General features: G+C 43.2%; 19 protein-coding genes. 17 read left to right on the top strand and 2 right to left on the bottom strand.

Translation table 11 applies throughout. From position 1 onward, the window contains the following. Positions 1-44: 44 nt before the first annotated feature. The 7 genes from SHEWPOL2_RS10540 (at position 45) to SHEWPOL2_RS10510 (ending at position 8,346) form a co-directional block, all read left to right on the top strand. A complete protein-coding gene (locus SHEWPOL2_RS10540) occupies positions 45-2,876 on the top strand; it encodes a TonB-dependent receptor (RefSeq protein WP_037428134.1) in 2,832 nt (943 codons plus the stop codon). Positions 2,877-3,388: 512 nt separating this feature from the next. Continuing rightward, positions 3,389-4,171, top strand: coding sequence for a DUF3450 domain-containing protein (locus tag SHEWPOL2_RS10535; RefSeq protein WP_037417266.1), 783 nt, complete (start codon positions 3,389-3,391; stop codon positions 4,169-4,171). Continuing rightward, positions 4,171-5,526 carry a MotA/TolQ/ExbB proton channel family protein gene (locus SHEWPOL2_RS10530; RefSeq protein WP_037428132.1) on the top strand — a complete coding sequence of 452 codons (1,356 nt, stop codon included), beginning with the start codon at positions 4,171-4,173 and terminating at the stop codon, positions 5,524-5,526. The genes SHEWPOL2_RS10535 and SHEWPOL2_RS10530 overlap by 1 nt, the downstream gene beginning before the upstream one ends. Further along, positions 5,526-6,053 (top strand): MotA/TolQ/ExbB proton channel family protein, encoded by a 528-nt coding sequence (locus SHEWPOL2_RS10525; RefSeq protein ID WP_080612365.1) that lies wholly within the window; start codon positions 5,526-5,528, stop codon positions 6,051-6,053. The genes SHEWPOL2_RS10530 and SHEWPOL2_RS10525 overlap by 1 nt, the downstream gene beginning before the upstream one ends. Positions 6,054-6,066: 13 nt before the next feature. After that, positions 6,067-6,471: a biopolymer transporter ExbD gene (locus tag SHEWPOL2_RS10520; RefSeq protein WP_037428129.1), complete on the top strand. Its 405-nt coding sequence runs from the start codon at positions 6,067-6,069 to the stop codon at positions 6,469-6,471. A gap of 1 nt (position 6,472) precedes the next feature. After that, positions 6,473-7,096: an energy transducer TonB gene (locus SHEWPOL2_RS10515; RefSeq protein WP_037417276.1), complete on the top strand. Its 624-nt coding sequence runs from the start codon at positions 6,473-6,475 to the stop codon at positions 7,094-7,096. 2 nt (positions 7,097-7,098) lie between these two features. Next, a complete protein-coding gene (locus tag SHEWPOL2_RS10510) occupies positions 7,099-8,346 on the top strand; it encodes a tetratricopeptide repeat protein (protein WP_037428127.1) in 1,248 nt (415 codons plus the stop codon). 51 nt (positions 8,347-8,397) lie between these two features. On the opposite strand, the gene SHEWPOL2_RS10505 is transcribed toward SHEWPOL2_RS10510, so the two are convergent. Further along, on the bottom strand, positions 8,398-8,907 hold the full coding sequence (locus SHEWPOL2_RS10505) for a diguanylate cyclase (protein ID WP_037428125.1): 510 nt from the start codon (positions 8,905-8,907) through the stop codon (positions 8,398-8,400). An 80-nt stretch (positions 8,908-8,987) separates the two neighbouring features. Here SHEWPOL2_RS10505 and SHEWPOL2_RS10500 point away from each other — a divergent pair, with 80 nt between their 5' ends. The 6 genes from SHEWPOL2_RS10500 (at position 8,988) to SHEWPOL2_RS10475 (ending at position 13,179) form a co-directional block, all read left to right on the top strand. Then, positions 8,988-10,817, top strand: a complete 1,830-nt coding sequence (locus tag SHEWPOL2_RS10500) for a DUF885 domain-containing protein (RefSeq protein WP_037428123.1) — start codon at positions 8,988-8,990, stop codon at positions 10,815-10,817. A gap of 180 nt (positions 10,818-10,997) precedes the next feature. After that, positions 10,998-11,276, top strand: coding sequence for a peptidylprolyl isomerase (locus SHEWPOL2_RS10495; protein WP_011623210.1), 279 nt, complete (start codon positions 10,998-11,000; stop codon positions 11,274-11,276). 74 nt (positions 11,277-11,350) lie between these two features. Further along, on the top strand, positions 11,351-11,887 hold the full coding sequence (locus SHEWPOL2_RS10490) for a GNAT family protein (RefSeq protein WP_037428121.1): 537 nt from the start codon (positions 11,351-11,353) through the stop codon (positions 11,885-11,887). 70 nt (positions 11,888-11,957) lie between these two features. Further along, the gene (locus SHEWPOL2_RS10485; protein WP_037417290.1) at positions 11,958-12,188 is read left to right on the top strand and encodes an RNA-binding S4 domain-containing protein; all 231 of its coding nucleotides are present in this window, start codon (positions 11,958-11,960) and stop codon (positions 12,186-12,188) included. Between the two features lie 22 nt (positions 12,189-12,210). Then, a complete protein-coding gene (locus SHEWPOL2_RS10480) occupies positions 12,211-12,597 on the top strand; it encodes a ribonuclease E inhibitor RraB (protein ID WP_037417296.1) in 387 nt (128 codons plus the stop codon). Between the two features lie 195 nt (positions 12,598-12,792). After that, positions 12,793-13,179 carry a hypothetical protein gene (locus SHEWPOL2_RS10475; protein WP_037428119.1) on the top strand — a complete coding sequence of 129 codons (387 nt, stop codon included), beginning with the start codon at positions 12,793-12,795 and terminating at the stop codon, positions 13,177-13,179. Between the two features lie 94 nt (positions 13,180-13,273). Here SHEWPOL2_RS10475 and SHEWPOL2_RS10470 read toward each other — a convergent pair whose 3' ends face one another. Continuing rightward, positions 13,274-14,098 carry a transporter substrate-binding domain-containing protein gene (locus SHEWPOL2_RS10470; protein ID WP_037428116.1) on the bottom strand — a complete coding sequence of 275 codons (825 nt, stop codon included), beginning with the start codon at positions 14,096-14,098 and terminating at the stop codon, positions 13,274-13,276. Positions 14,099-14,230: 132 nt separating this feature from the next. On the opposite strand from SHEWPOL2_RS10470, the gene SHEWPOL2_RS10465 reads away from it, so the two are divergent. From SHEWPOL2_RS10465 to SHEWPOL2_RS10450, 4 genes are all read left to right on the top strand, one after another. Next, positions 14,231-15,286, top strand: a complete 1,056-nt coding sequence (locus SHEWPOL2_RS10465) for a DUF2157 domain-containing protein (RefSeq protein WP_037428115.1) — start codon at positions 14,231-14,233, stop codon at positions 15,284-15,286. Next, positions 15,279-16,403, top strand: a complete 1,125-nt coding sequence (locus SHEWPOL2_RS10460) for a DUF4401 domain-containing protein (protein WP_037428113.1) — start codon at positions 15,279-15,281, stop codon at positions 16,401-16,403. The genes SHEWPOL2_RS10465 and SHEWPOL2_RS10460 overlap by 8 nt, the downstream gene beginning before the upstream one ends. Beyond that, complete coding sequence (locus SHEWPOL2_RS10455; protein ID WP_037417311.1) at positions 16,403-16,918, top strand: GDYXXLXY domain-containing protein; 516 nt, start codon at positions 16,403-16,405, stop codon at positions 16,916-16,918. The genes SHEWPOL2_RS10460 and SHEWPOL2_RS10455 overlap by 1 nt, the downstream gene beginning before the upstream one ends. 236 nt (positions 16,919-17,154) lie before the next feature. Beyond that, on the top strand, positions 17,155-18,500 hold a 1,346-nt coding region (locus SHEWPOL2_RS10450; RefSeq protein WP_037428111.1), incomplete at its 3' end, for a lamin tail domain-containing protein.

The raw sequence follows: 18,500 nt of genomic DNA, 5'->3' as shown, positions 1-18,500 counted from the left end.
AAGCGGATTATAATAAAGACATAATATGTCCAGGGAGATAGACAATGCATAAGAATAACTTATTAGCCAAATCTGTGCGTTTTGCATTGATTGGTGGTGTGGCAGCAACCGCGCTAAACGTGCCATTAGTAATGGCTGCTGATGAAGCTGGTGCTGATAAAAAAGTAGAACGTATTGAAGTTACTGGTTCACGTATCAAGCGTACTGATATGGAAGCGGCAAGTCCTGTTCTTGTGATGAATAGAGATGAGCTTGAAGCTACTGGGATGATCAGTATTGGTGATATCCTGCAAACGATTCCAGCTGCTGGTTCAGCATTAAACACCGCTTTTAACAACGGTGGTGATGGTTCTACTAACATGGACCTGCGTAACCTTGGCGCACAACGTCTCTTAGTATTAGTTAATGGTAAGCGCTGGATATCTTCTTTAGGTTCAACCGTAGACTTAAATACCATTCCTACATCATCAATTGAGCGTATTGAAGTATTAAAAGATGGTGCTTCAGCCGTTTACGGTTCAGATGCTATTGCTGGTGTAGTTAACATCATTACTCGCAAAAACTTTGAAGGTGTTGAAGTTTCTGTCTATGGTGGACAAAACGCTAAATATGACGATGGTCGCCAATACACCGCTGACTTTACAGCAGGTTCAGTTTCTGAAAAAGGCGGGCTATTGTTCAATATGAGTCATGTGACTCAGCAACCGATTTGGGCTGGAGACCGTGATATTTCGGATACTGGTTACAGTTCTACTGCCGATAATACGCGTCTGCAAATCGTAGGTTCGCAACTAAATCAAGCAAACCAAGATGCATTAGCCGCACTTGCAACACCAAATCCTGACACTGGTATTTACAATCTTATGGTGAAGGAAGGGACAGGAACTAATGTTGGACCGGACCAATTCCGTCCTCGTACTGGTGCTGATGTGTATAACTATGCACCTGATAACTATTTGTCTACACCACAGAACCGTAATTCTTTCTATGTGCAAGGTTTTTATGATATTTCGGACAATTTAAGAGTTGTTTCTGACTTTATGATGACCAACCGTAAGTCATCGCAAGAATTAGCCCCTATGCCAGTGACATTAGGTGCCTCATGGGGAGAGGCTGCGAGTCGTGTGGATATTGGTGCCAATAACATCTATAACCCATTCGGTGAAACACTCTACGGAAGTAGTGCTCGCGCTGTTGCTAATGGTAAACCTTTGGGGTACGTACCTTATTCTTTACAACGTCGTATGATTGAGGCGGGTTCTCGCCAATATAATCAAAACGATACTACGTACCGTGCGATGCTTGGTTTAGAAGGTAATATTGATGATAACTGGACATGGAGTGCAAGCTACATCTACGGTCAAAATAACCAAGATGTATTAACCACTGGTCTACTTAATTTAACTCGTATTAATCAAGCATTAGGCGATAACTGTAATGCAAGCAATGGCTGCGTAGCACTAAACCTGTTTGGTGGACCAGGTACTATAACCCAGGATATGGTTGATTATATTACTTTCGACAGTGTTAGCCGTTCAGGTTTAACGATGAAAGATTATACCTTTAACATCTCTGGTGATCTATTTGATTTACCAGCTGGTGCTGTTGGTTTAGCTTTAGGTCTTGAGCGCCGAGAAGAATCTGGTTTTGATACGCCAGATCCATTAACTGTAACTGGTGAGTCTTCAGGTAACCAACGCGATGCAACTTCAGGTGGCTTCCGTTTGGATGAAGCTTATGTTGAGTTAGCGATTCCTGTATTAGAAAGTCTGTTAATTACTCCAGCTGTGCGGGTTTCTGACCACGATGCTTATGGTAACAATACCACCGGCAAAGTAGGTGCAGAATTCCGCCCAATGGATGATCTGTTGCTACGTGGTACCTGGGCTCAAGGCTACCGTGCTCCTTCTATCTCTGATTTGTATGCGGGTAATGCAGATTCATTCCCAACTTGGACAGATCCTTGTAATACAAGAGATGCTAAAGGTAACGTGCTTAATATTTCTACATTGCCCGGATGTGCTGGTGTGCCTGATGGTTATCGACAATCCAATACTCAAATTCGTATTTCGCAAGTTTCATCGCCCGATCTTAAACCAGAAACTTCTGAGTCGTTCACATATGGTGCGGTTTATAACCCATCTTGGTTAGAAGGCGCTGAAGTTACTTTAGACTACTATAAAATCAAAGTTGAAGATGCAATTGCCCGTTATGGTCATGTTGATATTGCTAGAGAGTGCGCAAGGGGCACTAAACCTGAATCTTGTAACTATATCGATCGTGATAGCTTAGGCAATATCGTTGACTTACGTAATTTCCTACAGAATTCTGGTGAATACAATGTAGAAGGTATTGACTTCTTTACAGCGTATCGTTTCCCTGAAACGTCGTTTGGCTCATTTAAAGCATCTTTAGATGTAGCATATGTAATGAAAAACGAATTTGATGGAACTGACCGCGTCGGTGTTCAGACTGGTGATGGTGGGTTCCCTGAGTTCAAGTCAAACTTAATGGTTGATTGGGCAATGGGTGATTGGGATGCACATTGGAAAGTACGTTTTGTAGGTCCATTAAATAACGATTATTACACTGATTTAACCGATTCTCCAGAAGATAAGGAATATTATCAAGGTCTTAAGGATGCTGGTTATAGAGAAACAATGGAAGCCTATATGGTTCATAACGTCTCTGTCGGTTATAACATTGATGCTTACAATACTAAGGTGTCTCTAGGTATTAACAACTTGTTTGCTAAGAAGCCACAAGCTGAAGGCCCAACTAATAACGAAGCCATTTCTACAAACAACTTCTCTGTTACAGAGTATGATGTGAATATGGATCGCTTTATTTATTTACGTGCGACCACCAAGTTCTAATCATAAATCAACTTAGTTGTATCAGAGCCGAACACTGCAAAGTGTTCGGCTTTTTTATTACGAAAGATCCTTTGCAGTTGCTAGTTGAATATGTACAGCTTTTTCCGTTATCTATGATTCTCACTCTGACAATCAATGTGTTGAAATTTAGCTTGAATAGGTTGGGCGGCTTCTGACACATCTTATTGCATTAACAGATGTTAATGACGAATTCACGGCTCTCTTATCAACCAAATTTTTGTCTTTGCTCAAAAAAACATCTTCCGTAAAAAAATTCATAACTAAGACTTCTTTACACTCGTTTTTACATGTTCTGAATGTTGACACAGGTCAACATTTTGTGAAATGATGCCAGCGGGTCTATGCCTGCAAGGGCATAGGAAAGGGAAGCAAAAACTAAGAATCACAAGAGAAAGATGAGCTTACGGTAAGCATTTCCTAAAGTAAGTCTTGCTTAAAGTGATGTTGCTGGTAAGTTAACTTTTTTATTCACTTCAAATTGGTTGGGAACTATGTCCAAGGTAAGCAATAGAACAAAAATCGCTACTGCACTTGTTGGCGTGCTGGCATTAGCTAGCAGCAACTTAGTAGTTGCAGATCCTCTTACCGACGTGCAGAAAGCGGATAGTATGATCCATGCTGATGCTGCTGCGTCGCAAAAGAACGTTGATAAGTATTTCGATCAAGCACAAGACATGCTTTTTGAGTATGGTTCAGTTGCTGATGAGCGTGAGTCACTGAAGTCCTATAACGATTACGTTGCCAGCTTGGTTGCTGATCAACAAAAAACAATGGACGCAGTTCAAAATGACATTAATGGCGTAGATAAACTACGTCAGGGCGTTGTGCCTTTAATGTTTAAAATGGTTGAGTCTTTAGAACAATTCGTTCAATTAGACTTGCCATTCAACTCTGAAGTCCGTGCTAACCGTGTTAAAGAGTTAAAAACACTTTTAAACACAGCAGAAGTGACTTTAGCTGAAAAATACCGTTTGATCCTGGATGCGTACAGCATCGAGCGTGAGTATGGTAGTGCTGTTGCAGTTAACCAAGGTAAATTGACCTTAGACGGTAAAGAAGTGTTAGTAGACTTCTTTAACTTGGGTCGTGTTGCTCTGTATGCACAAAGCTTAGATCAAAAGACTGGCTGGATGTACAACCCAGAAACTAAGGGTTGGGATAAGTTAGATGACAGCTATCTGCGTGAACTGACTAAAGGTATCCGCATTGCCCGTAAACAAGGCGCTCTAGATCTATTTGCATTACCAATTCCTGCTGCGGAGACTGCACAATAATGAAGAAGTTAATTACTACAGCTGTATTAGCTGCAAGTTTTTCTTTAACTGCTGGTATGGCTAGCGCTGCTGATGCACCTAAGACCATCGACCAATTATTGCAGCAAGTTAAAGTTGATCGCGCTGCTGAAGGCAAAGTTAACAGCAAGCGTGAGCAAGAGTTCCAAGCTGAGCGTGGCGATAAAGCGGCTTTATTGAAGCGTGAAAAAGACGCTTTGGCGGCTGAAAAACAACGCGGTAAAGATTTAAACCAAGCCTTCTTAGATAATGAGCGCAAAATCGCCCAGTTAGAAGAAGATCTGAAAACTGCTCAAGGTGACTTGGGTGAGATGTTCGGTGTGGTTAAAGGTGAAGCAGGCGATTTCGCTGGTAAATTAGCGAGTTCAAACGTCAGTGCTCAATTTCCTAATCGTGACAAATTTGTTGCTGATTTAGGTGCGCGTAAGCAATTACCAAAAATTGAAGAGTTAGAGCAATTCTGGCAAGAACAGTTATTCGAAATGGTGCAATCTGGTAAGGTTGTTAAATTTAATGCGTCTGTTACTGCGATTGATGGTAGTGTAAAAAATACCACTATTCACCGTATTGGTACTTATAACCTAACTGCTGATGGCAAATATGTTGTTTACAATCCTGAATTAGGTTTAGTTCAAGAGTTATCACAACAGCCAGAAGGTTATCAAGTCAGTGCTGTTGGTAAATGGGAACAAACTACTTCAGGTACTGCACCATTCTACATTGACCCCGCTCGTGGTGTTTTGTTAAATATCTTTACAAACAAAGCGAGTATGGAAGATCGTTTAGAGTCTGGTGGCACAATTGGTTATATCATTCTGGTATTACTTGCACTTGGCTTATTAATTGCTGCAGAGCGTTTTATTGTTCTGGCTGCTATTGGTGCAAAAGTTAAAAATCAAGCGAAGAATGTTGATAAACCAGGTAATAACGCTCTTGGCCGTATCTTGAAGGTTTACCATGAAAACAAAGACGTTGATGTTGAAACGTTGGAGTTGAAATTGGATGAAGCCATTCTGAAAGAAACCCCAGCATTAGAAGCGCGTATTCCAATTCTAAAAGTGATTGCTGCTATCGGTCCTATGTTAGGTCTGCTAGGTACAGTAACCGGTATGATTGCAACTTTCCAAAGTATTCAATTGTTCGGTACTGGCGATCCAAAACTGATGGCTGGCGGTATCTCAATGGCGCTGGTAACAACGGTTCAAGGTCTGGTTGCGGCTCTACCTCTGATGTTATTGCATGCACTTTTAGTTGCACGTAGTAAATCAATCACCCAAATTTTGGAAGAGCAAAGTGCGGGTATCATCGCAGCACATGCTGAGAAGAGGGCTAACTAATGATGATTCACCTGATGGACATATGGGATTCCGTCAGGGGCTTCATGGCCTCCGGAGGCAACGTCCTCTGGTTAGTTGCGTTTGTGCTGTTCTTAATGTGGGTATTGATGCTTGAACGTTACTGGTATCTAAATTGGATATCACCAAAGCAACATAAAGCAATCATAGCTGCATGGGATGCTAGAGAGGAAACTACCTCTTGGTATGCACACCGTATCCGTGAAGCTTGGCTGTCCCAAGCGAAGCAAGATTTGAATGCACGTATGCTGATGATTAAAACCTTAGTAGCGATTTGTCCTATGATAGGTTTATTAGGTACCGTTACCGGTATGATTTCAGTGTTCGATGTGATGGCAGTTCAGGGGACGAGTAATGCTCGTTTAATGGCGGCTGGTATTTCAATGGCAACCATGCCCACTATGGCGGGAATGGTTGCGGCACTATCGGGAGTATTCTTCAGTACTCGCCTTGATGTGAAAATGAAAATCAGCTTAGAAAAGCTAAAAGACAGCATGCCGCACCACTAGAGAGAGATTGAACATGGCACGTAAAAAGCATTCCAGTGTAGACGAGGAAGCGCAAATTGATATGACACCGATGCTCGACATCGTGTTCATCATGCTGATCTTCTTCATTGTAACAACGTCATTCGTGAAGCCATCTGGTTTGGATTATAACAAACCAAAAGCATCACAAGCGACTTCAAAGCCTTCGGCTAACATCTTCATTGGCGTCAGCAAAACTGGCGTTATCATGATGGAAAACCGTCAGGTTGATATCGAACGTGTAACAGCAAACGTTGAGCGTATGTTAGCTGAAGCGCCTGAAGCAGCAGTGCTTATTCAGGCTGATAAAGACGCAATGCACGGCTTAGTTGTTAAAGTTCTAGACCAAGTCAAAGCGGCTGGTATAGATAAGATTTCGGTATCTGCGGGGAACGATTAATATGCTAAGAGCACTAGTATCAATCATTATTGGTGCTGCTGTGACTTTTGGTCTGTTCGCTTTTATGGCGTTCTTGGTCGGTGGTGGGGCGCAGCGCGCTGAAACATCGGCCGAGACCCCTGTAATTGAAATCACCATGGATAGACAGGATGCAAAAGCACAGAATAAGCCAAGGGTAGTGCCTAAACCGCCACCACCACCAGCACAGCCTGAGAAACCTCAAACTGCGCCACCAGATACTTCATCAAATATTGATACGTCTATGTCGTTCAATATGGGAGGCGTTGAAGCTGGTGGTCACAGTGCCGGTGGTTTTAAATTGGGTAATATGATGACTCGTGACGGCGATGCAACACCTATCGTACGTATTGAGCCACAATATCCAATCGCAGCCGCTCGTGATGGTAAAGAAGGTTGGGTGCAATTACGCTTTACAATTAATGAGTTAGGTGGTGTTGATGACGTTGAAGTTATTCAAGCAGAACCTAAACGTTTATTTGATAAAGAAGCAATACGAGCACTGAAAAAGTGGAAGTACAAACCAAAGATTGTTGATGGTAAGCCACTTAAACAACCTGGTATGACAGTACAACTTGACTTCACTTTAGACAAAGGAGGCAATTAATAATGCGTAATGCTAATAAAATCGCAGTTGCGTTATTACTTTCCCTTTGTGGTGGTGCGTTATCAGTTTCTTCTGCTATTGCAGCTGAAAAGTGTGAAGTTGATAAACGTCAATCTAAAGCGGTAGGTGAGAGTGCTGCGAAAAAGGTGCAGAAGTCCTTTGAAGCTTATACGAATGGTCAAGTTGACGAAGCGATTGCCATTCTGTTAGAAGCAAACCCAAAGAATGATTTCGATAAAGCCTATGTCGCGCGTATGCTCGGTAACTTCTATGCCGAAAAAGGCAAGATGGATACTGCGATCAAGTACCTAAAACAAGCTGTTGAAGCTGATATTTTAGGTGGTACCGATCATGCTGCAACATTGCGCCTTTATGCTGATTTGTTGTTACAAGAGAAAAAGTTTAAGGAAGCGATTCCATACTATTACAAATGGATGGATTTCACCTGTAAGACTGATTCTCAGATGTACCGTCGCATTGGTATTGCATATACAGAACTTAAGCAGTGGGATAAAGTAATTGAAGTGGCTGATAAAGGCCTTTCACTTGCTGAGTCACCTGATAAAGGTCTGTATCAGATGAAGTTAACGTCTTACTTTAACCAGAAGCAATATAAGAAAGCCGTTGGTGTGTTAGAAGTCATGGTACCGTTATTTCCGGATGACGGCAGATTATGGGTTCAGCTCGCACAATTTTATCTAATGGTTGAAGACTATGATAAAGCGCTAGCGACTTATGACTTGGCATATCGTAATGGTTTCTTAGAAACTGGAGCTAACATTACTCGTTTAGCTCAGCTGATGGCTCAGAAGGGTGCGCCATACCAAGCAGCGAAAGTTTTTGAGAAGCATATGAAGTCGGGCTTAATCACACAAGATGCTAAATCTTATGAGATTTTGGCTGGTTTTTACCAAAATGCGAAAGAGTTTAAAGAAGCCGCTGACTTTTATGGTAAAGCTGCTGCAATCAGCAATGATGGTAAGCTATATCTGAAGCAAGGTCGTTTACTGAGCTTGGGTGAGAAATATAATGAAGCGATTCCAGTGCTTGAAAAAGCAATCTCTTTAGGTATTGAACATCCCGGTGAAGCAAACTTCGAGCTGGCTTTAGCTCATCTTAGTTTGAAACAGTATAAGTCTGCTTATAATCGCGCTGTATTAGCTGCGAAAGATAAGAAGACAGAGAAGAGTGCAAACAGCTATATCTCTTACATCAAAGAGAAAGCTCGTATGCATAACGTCGAACTGTAATTCATCTAATTTGCTAGGTAGATCTAAAAAGCCCCGAAAGGGGCTTTTTGTTTATTGAAGCTTTACTAATGCCTGGGATTGCTGTTGTTTACGTTCAAGCTCTTGTGAAAGTTTGGAAACATTATTGAATATAGATTCAATTTTTTGTTCTTGAGTCGGTAAGCAAAGGCAAGCTGCGAGTTTGTAGTCAATTTTTAGCTTATGAGTTTTGCCAAACTCTTGATTAAATTCTTGAATATGATCTGCTATGCGATTAAGAACAACTTCGGTACCTGCTTCATCAATATTGAATAATCCTAAGGCAAAATGATTGTGGTCTAATCTAGCAATTAAATCTGTTGCTCTTAGTAGTGCTTCTTGTACTTGTTTAGTAAAAAATTCGAGTAAATGCGGTTGTTTAACGGTTTCATGAATGTGAGGGCACAGATACAATAGCGCCAAGCTTTGCTGTTCTCGTATATGCCTATGCCATTCTCGGTTAAAGACTTCCATGAAATAAGTTTGGTTGTAAACCCCTGTTTCTGGATCTCTAAAACCTGAGTTACGAAATGAGTAGATCATAGAATAATCCCGTAAGTAGACTTTTCAGTAAGTATAGGAAGAGTCTGGCTATCTCGGACGTAAAAGGAGAAATATAAAAAATGAAATTAAATGTAGTTGCGGGAACGATAGCCTTAGTGCTAACCCTACAGGGATGCTCAAAGCCTGAAACAACAGTTGTTACACAGGAAGGGGCAACGCAGACCCCAGCGACTCAAGCAGAAAACCAAACGGCTGAGTCGCGTTATGTTGCACTCGTCGATGGCTATTTTAAAGACTACTTGAAGCTCGAGCCTATTTACGCCACTTTTGTGGGTGTTAACGACTACAATGCGCAGTTTGGTGGTGATTTAACTGAAGAGTATCTTAAGGCTCGACACGATCTAAATACCCGCTATCTAGCACAAGTTAAGGCTATTGATGTTGAGCTATTACCAGCAGATCTGCAATTAAGTTATTCGTTGTTTGTTTATGATCGTGAAATAGCGTTAGTCGATGAAACCTACCCGTCACGCTTTATGCCTATCAGCCAGTTTTACAGTACTGTTATAACTATGGTGCAGCTAGGAAGTGGTGAAAGTGCTCAGCCTTTTAATACCGTTCAAGATTACCGCAATTGGGAACAGCGTGTGAATGGTTTTATTCAGTGGATCCAGCTTGCTCAACAGCGTATGGATGAGGGGATTGCAAGTAAGGTTGTACTTCCTCGAGTGCTGGTTGAGCGTATTATTCCACAGCTAGATGCTATGCTGACGACCGATGCCAGCCAAAGTATTTTCTATTCACCGATTAATCACTTCCCAGAAGGTTTTTCAGATCAAGACAAAGCTGAGCTAACAGCAAGTTATCAGGCGATGATTAATGAGCGTTTAGTGCCTGCATTAGCAGGGCTGCGCGATTACTTTAAGCAGACTTATTTGCCTAAGTCCCGTGCAACGGATGGTTGGTCTGGTCTACCAAATGGTAAAGCTTGGTATCAGCATTTAGCCAATTCTCATACCACCACAACCATGCCAGTGGATGAAATTCATCAAATTGGTCTGAATGAGGTCGCACGAATCCTTTCTGAGATGGACAAAGTCCGTGAGCAAGTGGGTTTTAAAGGTGACTTAAAAGCCTTTTTTGCCTCTTTATCGTCTGAGCCACAATACTTCTATGGCGATCGCCAAGGCTTAATCGATGGTTATATGGTGTTGAAAGATAAGATTAACCAAGTATTGCCACAGTATTTTAATGTAATGCCAAAGGCCGACTATGTGGTTAAACCGGTTGAAAGCTTTAGAGAGCAATCGGCTGCGGGCGCATCCTATGAATCACCAGCTGTAGATGGGAGCCGTCCAGGGGTGTTTTATATCAACACCTACAACTTGAAAGCTCAGCCGAAATGGGGCATGACGACACTGTCACTGCATGAAGCGGCGCCTGGTCACCATTTCCAAATCGCTATTAAGCAAGAGTTAACGGGTGTACCTGAGTTTCAACGCTTCAGCGGTTATACCGCGTTTGAAGAGGGCTGGGCGCTGTATGCTGAATACTTAGGCATCGAAATGGGGCTCTTTAGCGACCCTTATCAGTACTTTGGTAAGCTTTCAGACGAAATGCTGCGTGCGATGCGTTTGGTGGTGGATACGGGATTACATGCCAAAGGCTGGAGTCGCGAACAAGCGATTCAATACATGAAGGACAATTCGCCCATGGCCGAGTCGGATATTATTGCCGAGGTTGAACGTTATATGGCAATTCCTGGCCAAGCATTGTCTTATAAAGTGGGTCAACTAAAAATTCTTGCCCTACGTGAGCGTGCTGAAAAAGCCCTAGGTGATAAGTTTGATCTTAAGGCTTTCCATGATCAGATTCTGACTTCTGGCTCACTACCTATGGCGGTGATGGAACAGAAAATTGATCGCTGGATAGCGGCGACTAAGGCTTAACACGGAGTCGATTTATGCAGCACCGTTATCGATAACAAAATTGATAACGGTGCGGTTTAAGGCTTTTTAATTAAACATAATGTTTTTATACTCAACATTCACATCTCGTTTTCAGTCATAAAAACGGGAACCATATGATATTTGGGGCAAATGTCTCAGCATTATTCAGGGAGTTTTATCATGGTTCAGGCTACAGCAAGACATTTGTTAGTCAGCAGTGAAGAGCAGTGCCAAGCACTTAAACAACAGATCCTCGACGGTGCTGATTTTGCGCAAATCGCGCGCGCTCATTCTTCATGCCCATCGGGCGCTCAAGGTGGTGAATTAGGTTCATTCGGCCCAGGCATGATGGTGCGTGAGTTTGATGAAGTGGTATTTAGTGCGCCATTAAACGTGGTTCAAGGTCCAGTTAAAACCCAGTTTGGTTACCACTTACTCGAAGTCACCAGCCGCGGTTAATCGTCTTCTTGCCGAGGCAATGGCAGCGTTTAGCTGCCATTTTTTTTAGTTCGTCCATCCATTGGGGAGCCGCTATGCTTGAACTCTATACCGACAGATTAATACTTCGCTGTTTACAAGAGCAGGATTGGCCACACTTCTTGGCATTACACCAAGATCCTGACATCAATCGCTATGTGCGTATTCCTGAGGCTCCCGAGGTTATCCGGCAAAAGTTTGAGCGGCGTGAGGTCATTTGGGATTATACCTCTGGCGATTGGCTTACGCTGACGATCGAAACTCTGGATACCAGTGAGTTTATCGGTTTAACCGGTCTTCATTGCCAAAGTGTGGAGGAACAACGTGCTGAGGTCGGTTATTTGCTGGCGCACGCGGGACAAGGCAAAGGCTATGCCACTGAGAGTTTGCAAGCTGTCATCGATTGGGCCTGTTTGAGCTTATCAATACATAAATTCGTCGGATACTGCGCCAAAGACAATATAGGTTCGGCACGAGTGATGGAAAAATGTGGTTTTCAACTCGAAGGCGTATTTAGGCAGCATTTTAAGATAGGCGATGAGTGGCTAGATGAATGCGCCTATGGCCTGCTCGCCGATGAAAGGCAAAGATAAGTTAAATTATCTGCATCGCAATGGACATGCTGCTATAATGCCGCAGGTTTATTTTTTGAGGCGTATTTAAGTGACGCAAATTAATCAGTTAGTTTTGCATCCCGGCGAAGATTTTATTGAATTGTACAAAGTATTAAAGGTACAAGGTATGTCGAATGCCGGTGGCGAAGCGAAGCATGTTATTGATGAAGGTTTGGTTACCGTCAATGGCGAAGTAGAAACCCGCAAACGTAAAAAAGTCGTTGCGGGTGATATTGTCAGTTTTAACGGTGAATCGGTTCAAATCATTGCGGCTGAATAAGCCTGATACTGTGGAGTAGGATATGCAATTTCCAGACGACGATAATGGCAAAATGCTGGCCGCAATGGCTGAAGCCGGAATTGACCTTACTAAAGCCCTCGATGTTGATTTCTTTTTAGTTTTTGATGATCAGCGTGATGCTGAAACTGCACTTGAAGAATTAGCCAATTCGGATCTCGAAGGTGAAGTTGAGCTGAATTTGAATGATGAGCTAGGCAAGTGGGAAATCATCGTATGCATCAACATGGTGCCAGACTACGATGACTTGGTTGAGCAAGAAACCATTCTCAATGATTTTGCGGCCGAGTTTGGCGGCATGACCGATGGTTGGGGTGTGATGCAACACCAAGACGGCGATGATGAGTTTATGGACGATGATCACGTTCATGATGAACATTGTCATCACTGATTTATGCCATATTATCAATGATAAAGGAGCCATAAGGCTCCTTTATTTTTGTCTCTCAATAATATTCCTGCGACTCGATTTAAATCCATCTCATACCCATTACGAAATGTAACTAGGCTTAAGCTGGTCTTACAGTTAATGCAATCAGATGCACTATTCTCAATTCTTGAAGAGCATCAGAGGAGGGGAAATATTATGCAGTTAACTATATTGGTGGCGGCGTTATTGAGCTTGATGATTTGTATTTATTACCTATCGCAAGGAAGATTACAGATTATAGCCATGCTTCAGGGAGCTAATATTGCTCAATTAAATAAGCAAGTGTTACTTAGTTTATTCTATTGCCAGATGGGCTTTTTCATCACAACGAGCCTCAGCTTATTTGCTTGCGCGCTAGGTGTCGTTCCTCGTATCTATGCCTACAGTTTATTACTATTTATCGGTTTAAATTACGGTATTTTTGCTATTTGGCATTGTCATATCGCCAAACTTGGTCAACCCGACAAGAGGTTTAGTTTATATATCATGGCATTGAGCCTGTTGTTGGTATCATTATTTGCGTTGTTGGGAGCATTGCACTAATCCGTTTTATCAATATCGAGTTCGCACTGAGGGTTTGAGATTTAATATTGTCTTTTAGGCACCATAGTGCTCACTAAATTGCTGTCAATACATCTTAGTGTGTGATTTGTCCTGCGCTATTGTGTTCGCTGGCGAGCTCTAATCCATATTGGCGCACGAGCTCTGTGAGTTTGCCATTTTGCTGCAATTGCTGTAACCAAAGGTTGAGTTTATCTGGGTGTAGTTTCGAATGTGGATTGATTAACACGCCATGATAATAATGTTGATCCCATTGATTTGATACATAGAGTTGTTGATCTTGCGGATTTGAAGCGAGGTAAAAATTGAGGTAGGAAATTGTCACTGGGGCAATTTCTGCGCGCTTTCGAAGCACGGTTTCAATGGATGCTTTATTGCTGTTTACAAAAACGACCTTGTAGTTTTTTTCAAGTACTGCAGGATCGGTTTCGAAGTTGGCAAAGCGATAGTGGTAGCCTTTAACTAATGCTAGCGTTCGCTCTTTGAACAGAGCAAAAAACTGAGGATCTTTTACTTTTTCTTTCAAGGCGATAAAGACTTCGCCATCATGGATATGTAGGGGGATAAATGCTGTATTAAGTTTTTCCCACCCCCAGCGTGGATTTTCAAACATGATCATATCGAATCTTCCAGCTGCATAGGCTTTATATCTATGCTCTATGCTGGTGGAGACAAACTCAAAGCTGATTTCTTGCTGAATTTGGTTGAGGGCGTTGATGAGATCAAGCGTTAAGCCTGTATAACGGCCATCGCTCTGTAAATTGACATAGGGAGCAAATTGATAGCCCCCAACACGAATAACGGGTTTTGTCTGAGCGGGAGAAAGGGGACCTGCAGTTGCAACACTGAATAAATTCAACACTAGGCCTAATAGTAAATTCAGTAATACAGCTAGTCGCATAAGTTATCCTGTTTATCGTGAAGTCTTAAGCTTATCTTTAACAGAGACAAGTTAATACAATTAATTATTGCACTTAAGTTGGTTAAATGCGTATTTTGTGTGAGTCAGTATCAAAAATAAGGAAGTTTCATATTGCGCAATCTTACTTCTCAAGTTTATGAGTGGCTGGAGCAAGGACATATTACTCGGGCGCAGGCAAATGAGTTGTTTCGCAGCGTTTTGGTGTCGCCCAACTCTCTCAGTTGGCAGCGCTTATTATCCCTTTTGCTTCAGTGGGCGGGGGCGTTAAGCCTAGTGACGGGGATTATTTTCTTTTTTGCTTACAATTGGCAGTCCCTAGACAGAATAAGCAAATTTGCCCTGATTGAAGCCGCGCTATTGATTAGCCTTGTGTGCTTTGTTTGGCTGTATTACCGCAGCATATTGAGGCAAGTTGATGCCCATCATCTTTTTGGTGCCACGCTTGCAAACGTGGCACTGTTAGTGGTGAGTATGTTAATTGGTGGACTTTTAGCCTTGGTGGGCCAGACCTATCAAACGGGAGCGGATCCTTGGCAGCTATTTGCGTTGTGGGCATTAGCCATTATCCCCTTAGCTTGGGTGGCAGGTTTTGATGGCTTATGGTTGTTATTACTCGGGTTAGTTAATTTAAGCCTTGGACTCTTTGCTGATACCGCATCCTACCTTTTGGATGAACAGATTTGGTTATTTGTCTTTGCGGCTATTAATCTGACTATCTATTATGTTTTTGTTTTTATGGGAAAAAGCCAGAGCAATCGCTGGCATGCACCACTTATGCAGTATGCGAGTTCACTTATGGCCATGGGCTGTTTTACCTTATTGCTCTGTTGGATGATTTTTGAACCCAGTGATTCTAAGCCACTACTTGTAGGTGTGTGGGCTGGTTACTTTATTCATTTGTTATTGGGATTCTGGTGGTTCAGGCACAGATTATTACAGATTTATCCGTTGGCTTTGGGCGGTTTTAGTTTGATTGCTGTGGGTGCTGCGCTATTAACCGAACTGCTGTTTAAGAATAGCGATCCTATAGGCGGCTTTTTATTGATTGGGCTTTATATTATTTTGGCAAGTACCGGCTTGAGTACTGTGTTAATACGATTACAACGGCAATTTAGCGCCGAAATGACGCCAATATCCCTCGTAGGAGAGGAGCTGAGTCATGAATAACCCCCTCACTGATTCGACTCAAGATCCTGGTGCTTCAGCGGCGCAAACGCTTTGGAATAGTTTGTATGCAAAGGGCGAAGTGAACGCACCAGAACTGCCCCAATCCCATGAAATACCTTGGTATATTGCGTTGATGCAAGCCTTTGCAGCTTGGATTGCCGCCTGGTTTTTATTGGGCTTTATGGCGTCACTTTTCGATAGTGTGTGGGGGCGATTCGAAGGGGAAGCCGCTCTGTTTATCGGTTGTATCTATTTAGGCTTAGGACTCGCCGTGTATTGGGGCGGGCGCCAACAGCACTTTTTACAGCAATTTGCCTTTGCCTCATGTTTAAGCGGTACGCTTGCCCTTGCTTGGGGACTGTTTGATTTGCTCGGCGATACCTTTAATCTTGCTTGGTATCTGAGTATGGCCGCTTTGTTTCTGTTGCTTTGGGGCATGATAAAACACAAGATTGCTCAATGGGTATTTGCATTCTGTTTATTAGCCTGTTTGACGGGGCTGTTGGCTGAGTGGCATTTACTCAACTTAACACCGACTTTGCTGGTGTCGTTACTGAGTGTGGTGCTATTAAATATCCATCGCACAGGATATCACTATCAGAGGGCGAGGATGTTGGTCTATGGTGCTGCTTCACTTTTGCTCTCCATTCAACTAATACATGTCTTCAGTATGGATAGGATCTTCGAGGCGTTATTTATATCCGGTTGGCAGTCGGGAATGGCAGTTAGTCATTTACTCGTAGTATTTACTCTTTGTGGTTTCCTACTCGTTAGTCTGTTTAACCAATGGCAAATCTCACTCACCGCCCCCAGTGGGTTGTTTGCGTTTTTAGGCCTAGTGCTGATTACTGCACTGTCTTTACCCATGCAGGGTTTATCGACAGCTGTGTGGCTCATCTTGTTGGGGCACTATGCAAATGAGTCTTGGTTGAAGGGAATGGGTATTGTTTCAGGGTTGGTTTTTGCTGGTGGTTATTATTATTCATTAGAGACAACGCTGATGCTTAAGTCGCTGTATTTGATGGGATTAGGATTGTTACTGCTTGCCGCGAGATTAGTGATGTGGCGTTACTTTCCTATCTCAGACACACAAGCAGAGTTAGAGGAGCATGTGTAATGGGGACGGCGATGTTGTATTTAGCGAACAGCCACCGAAGAGTCCTATTATTGGTTGTTGTTACTGTGGTGGCCTTGCTGACGATGGTGAATTGGCGAATCGCCCAGTTTGAGCAGTTATTGCAAGATGGCAAAGTGGTGCGTTTTGCCTTAGCGCCAGTGGATCCTCGCTCGATTATGCAGGGGGATTATATGGCCTTGGAATATGCCATTGCACAGGAGGTACGCGCCGCGTTGCCTGAGGGGATGACGCAGGGGCAACTACTGTTGACTCTCGATTCGCAAAAAGTGGCGCACTTTGTCGGTATTTACCGTGACCAGCCCAAAGCCGCCGATCAACTCACCGTAGATTTTCGCCTGCGCAATCATAGGGTAAAGCTGGCCTCAAATAGTTTTTTCTTTGAAGAGGGCCAAGCTGACCACTTCAGCCAAGCCAAATACGGCGAGTTCAGAGTCAGCGAACGGGGAGAGTTGTTGTTGGTGACGCTGCTTGATGAGCAGCTGCAACCGCTATAACGGGAAACCGTAATGGATGTTAACAAGATGGTGAGTTAGGCTCGCCATCTTCGCTATTTTTCCTAGTACAATCCGCTAAATCGTCGCCTAAATATCCATCTTAAGTTGCAACTTAAGTGCAACTAATTTGTAACCTTGATTCCCTATAGTATCGTCAGTTTTCGAAGCTGAATGCTTCGTAAAATGGTCAATCATAAACTCAAATATCAATATAAAAGATACTTTTAGGGGTCATTATGTTTAATAACAAAACGCTGTTGGCGTTAGCCATCAGTAGCATCTGTGGCGTTGCTCATGCTGCCGATAATCTAATTATTTCTGAATATGTTGAAGGCAGCGGCAATAACAAAGCCATTGAGCTGTACAACCCAACCGCCAACAGCATCGACTTAAGCCAGTATCAATTGCGCTTCTATTTTAATGGCAGCACAAATGTGGGCACGACTATCACCCTGAATGGCACCTTAGCGGCAGGGGCAACTTATGTTGTCGCTGATAACGACGCATCGGCCGATATTCTGGCGGTGACGAATCAACAAAGCAGCGCGAGTTTTTTCAATGGTGACGATGCCATTGTGTTGACCTATCAAGACCAAGTGATTGATAGCTTAGGCCAAGTGGGCGTCGATCCTGGCAGTGAGTGGGGCAGTGGCGATTTATCGACCCAGGACAACACGCTACGCCGCAATCCCGATCAGTTAATCGCCGATCCTATTATTGATGATGCTGTCACCTTTAATACATGGTTAGGTTTTGCCAAAGACGATATCTCGGATTTGGGTAAGTTCAGTGCAGGCACACCTACCGATCCTGTTGAGCCGCCACCGAGTTCATTAGCCTGTGGTGAAGCCTCAACGCCTATTCATGCTCTGCAAGGTTCGACCAATGTCAGTCCGTTAAACGGACAAACCTTAGTGGTTGAAGCCATAGTGGTGAGTAATCAAGAAGCTGGCCTAAAGGGCATCTTCGTGCAAATGGCCGACAACGAAGCCGATAACGATCCACAAACCTCGGAAGGGGTGTTTGTTTATACCGGTAATGCGCCTACGGGTTACGTGGCGGGCGACCGTGTACGCTTAAAGGCTAAAGTCACTGAATATCAAGGCTTAACGGAACTGACTACCGTTGCCGATCATAAACTTTGTGCAGCAGGACAAACCTTACCGACAGCCGCCGTGGTGACCTTGCCTGTGAATTCGAGCGATGACTTTGAACCCTTTGAAGGCATGCGCGTACGCTTTAGCCAAGATTTGGTCGTGAACGAAGTCTACAATTTGGGCCGCTATGGTGAAATTTCACTCGGTAGCAGCCGTCACTTTATTGGGACACAAGTCGCTGCGCCAGGTGCCGATGCTTTAGCCGTCACGGCGGCCAATCTCAAAGACAGTATTTTACTCGACGATGGCTTAACGGCGCAGAACCCTGATCCGGTGATTTTCCCTGCGCCAGGTTTAAGCGCATCGAACACTGTGCGTGTGGGTGATAAAGCCACGAGCCTTACTGGTGTTATGCACTATGGCTTTAATCTTTATCGCATTATGCCGACTGAGCCCGTTAATTTTGTAGCGGAAAATCCTCGCCC

The sequence above is a fragment of the Shewanella sp. POL2 genome (assembly GCF_000282755.1).
GTDB lineage: Bacteria > Pseudomonadota > Gammaproteobacteria > Enterobacterales > Shewanellaceae > Shewanella > Shewanella xiamenensis.
The sequence above is the reverse complement of the archived record's forward strand: the minus strand, read 5'-3'. Positions and strand labels throughout refer to the sequence as shown.

Bases quoted from the DNA above. Each gene is read 5' to 3' on its own strand.
- SHEWPOL2_RS10515 (WP_037417276.1), top strand. From the start codon at position 6,473: ATGCTAAGAGCACTAGTATCAATCATTATTGGTGCTGCTGTGACTTTT.
- SHEWPOL2_RS10475 (WP_037428119.1), top strand. From the start codon at position 12,793: ATGCAGTTAACTATATTGGTGGCGGCGTTATTGAGCTTGATGATTTGT.
- SHEWPOL2_RS10480 (WP_037417296.1), top strand. From the start codon at position 12,211: ATGCAATTTCCAGACGACGATAATGGCAAAATGCTGGCCGCAATGGCT.
- SHEWPOL2_RS10505 (WP_037428125.1), bottom strand. From the start codon at position 8,907: ATGATCTACTCATTTCGTAACTCAGGTTTTAGAGATCCAGAAACAGGG.
- SHEWPOL2_RS10510 (WP_037428127.1), top strand. From the start codon at position 7,099: ATGCGTAATGCTAATAAAATCGCAGTTGCGTTATTACTTTCCCTTTGT.
- SHEWPOL2_RS10470 (WP_037428116.1), bottom strand. From the start codon at position 14,098: ATGCGACTAGCTGTATTACTGAATTTACTATTAGGCCTAGTGTTGAAT.
- SHEWPOL2_RS10535 (WP_037417266.1), top strand. From the start codon at position 3,389: ATGTCCAAGGTAAGCAATAGAACAAAAATCGCTACTGCACTTGTTGGC.
- SHEWPOL2_RS10460 (WP_037428113.1), top strand. From the start codon at position 15,279: ATGAATAACCCCCTCACTGATTCGACTCAAGATCCTGGTGCTTCAGCG.
- SHEWPOL2_RS10525 (WP_080612365.1), top strand. From the start codon at position 5,526: ATGATGATTCACCTGATGGACATATGGGATTCCGTCAGGGGCTTCATG.
- SHEWPOL2_RS10495 (WP_011623210.1), top strand. From the start codon at position 10,998: ATGGTTCAGGCTACAGCAAGACATTTGTTAGTCAGCAGTGAAGAGCAG.
- SHEWPOL2_RS10490 (WP_037428121.1), top strand. From the start codon at position 11,351: ATGCTTGAACTCTATACCGACAGATTAATACTTCGCTGTTTACAAGAG.
- SHEWPOL2_RS10500 (WP_037428123.1), top strand. From the start codon at position 8,988: ATGAAATTAAATGTAGTTGCGGGAACGATAGCCTTAGTGCTAACCCTA.
- SHEWPOL2_RS10540 (WP_037428134.1), top strand. From the start codon at position 45: ATGCATAAGAATAACTTATTAGCCAAATCTGTGCGTTTTGCATTGATT.
- SHEWPOL2_RS10520 (WP_037428129.1), top strand. From the start codon at position 6,067: ATGGCACGTAAAAAGCATTCCAGTGTAGACGAGGAAGCGCAAATTGAT.
- SHEWPOL2_RS10455 (WP_037417311.1), top strand. From the start codon at position 16,403: ATGGGGACGGCGATGTTGTATTTAGCGAACAGCCACCGAAGAGTCCTA.
- SHEWPOL2_RS10530 (WP_037428132.1), top strand. From the start codon at position 4,171: ATGAAGAAGTTAATTACTACAGCTGTATTAGCTGCAAGTTTTTCTTTA.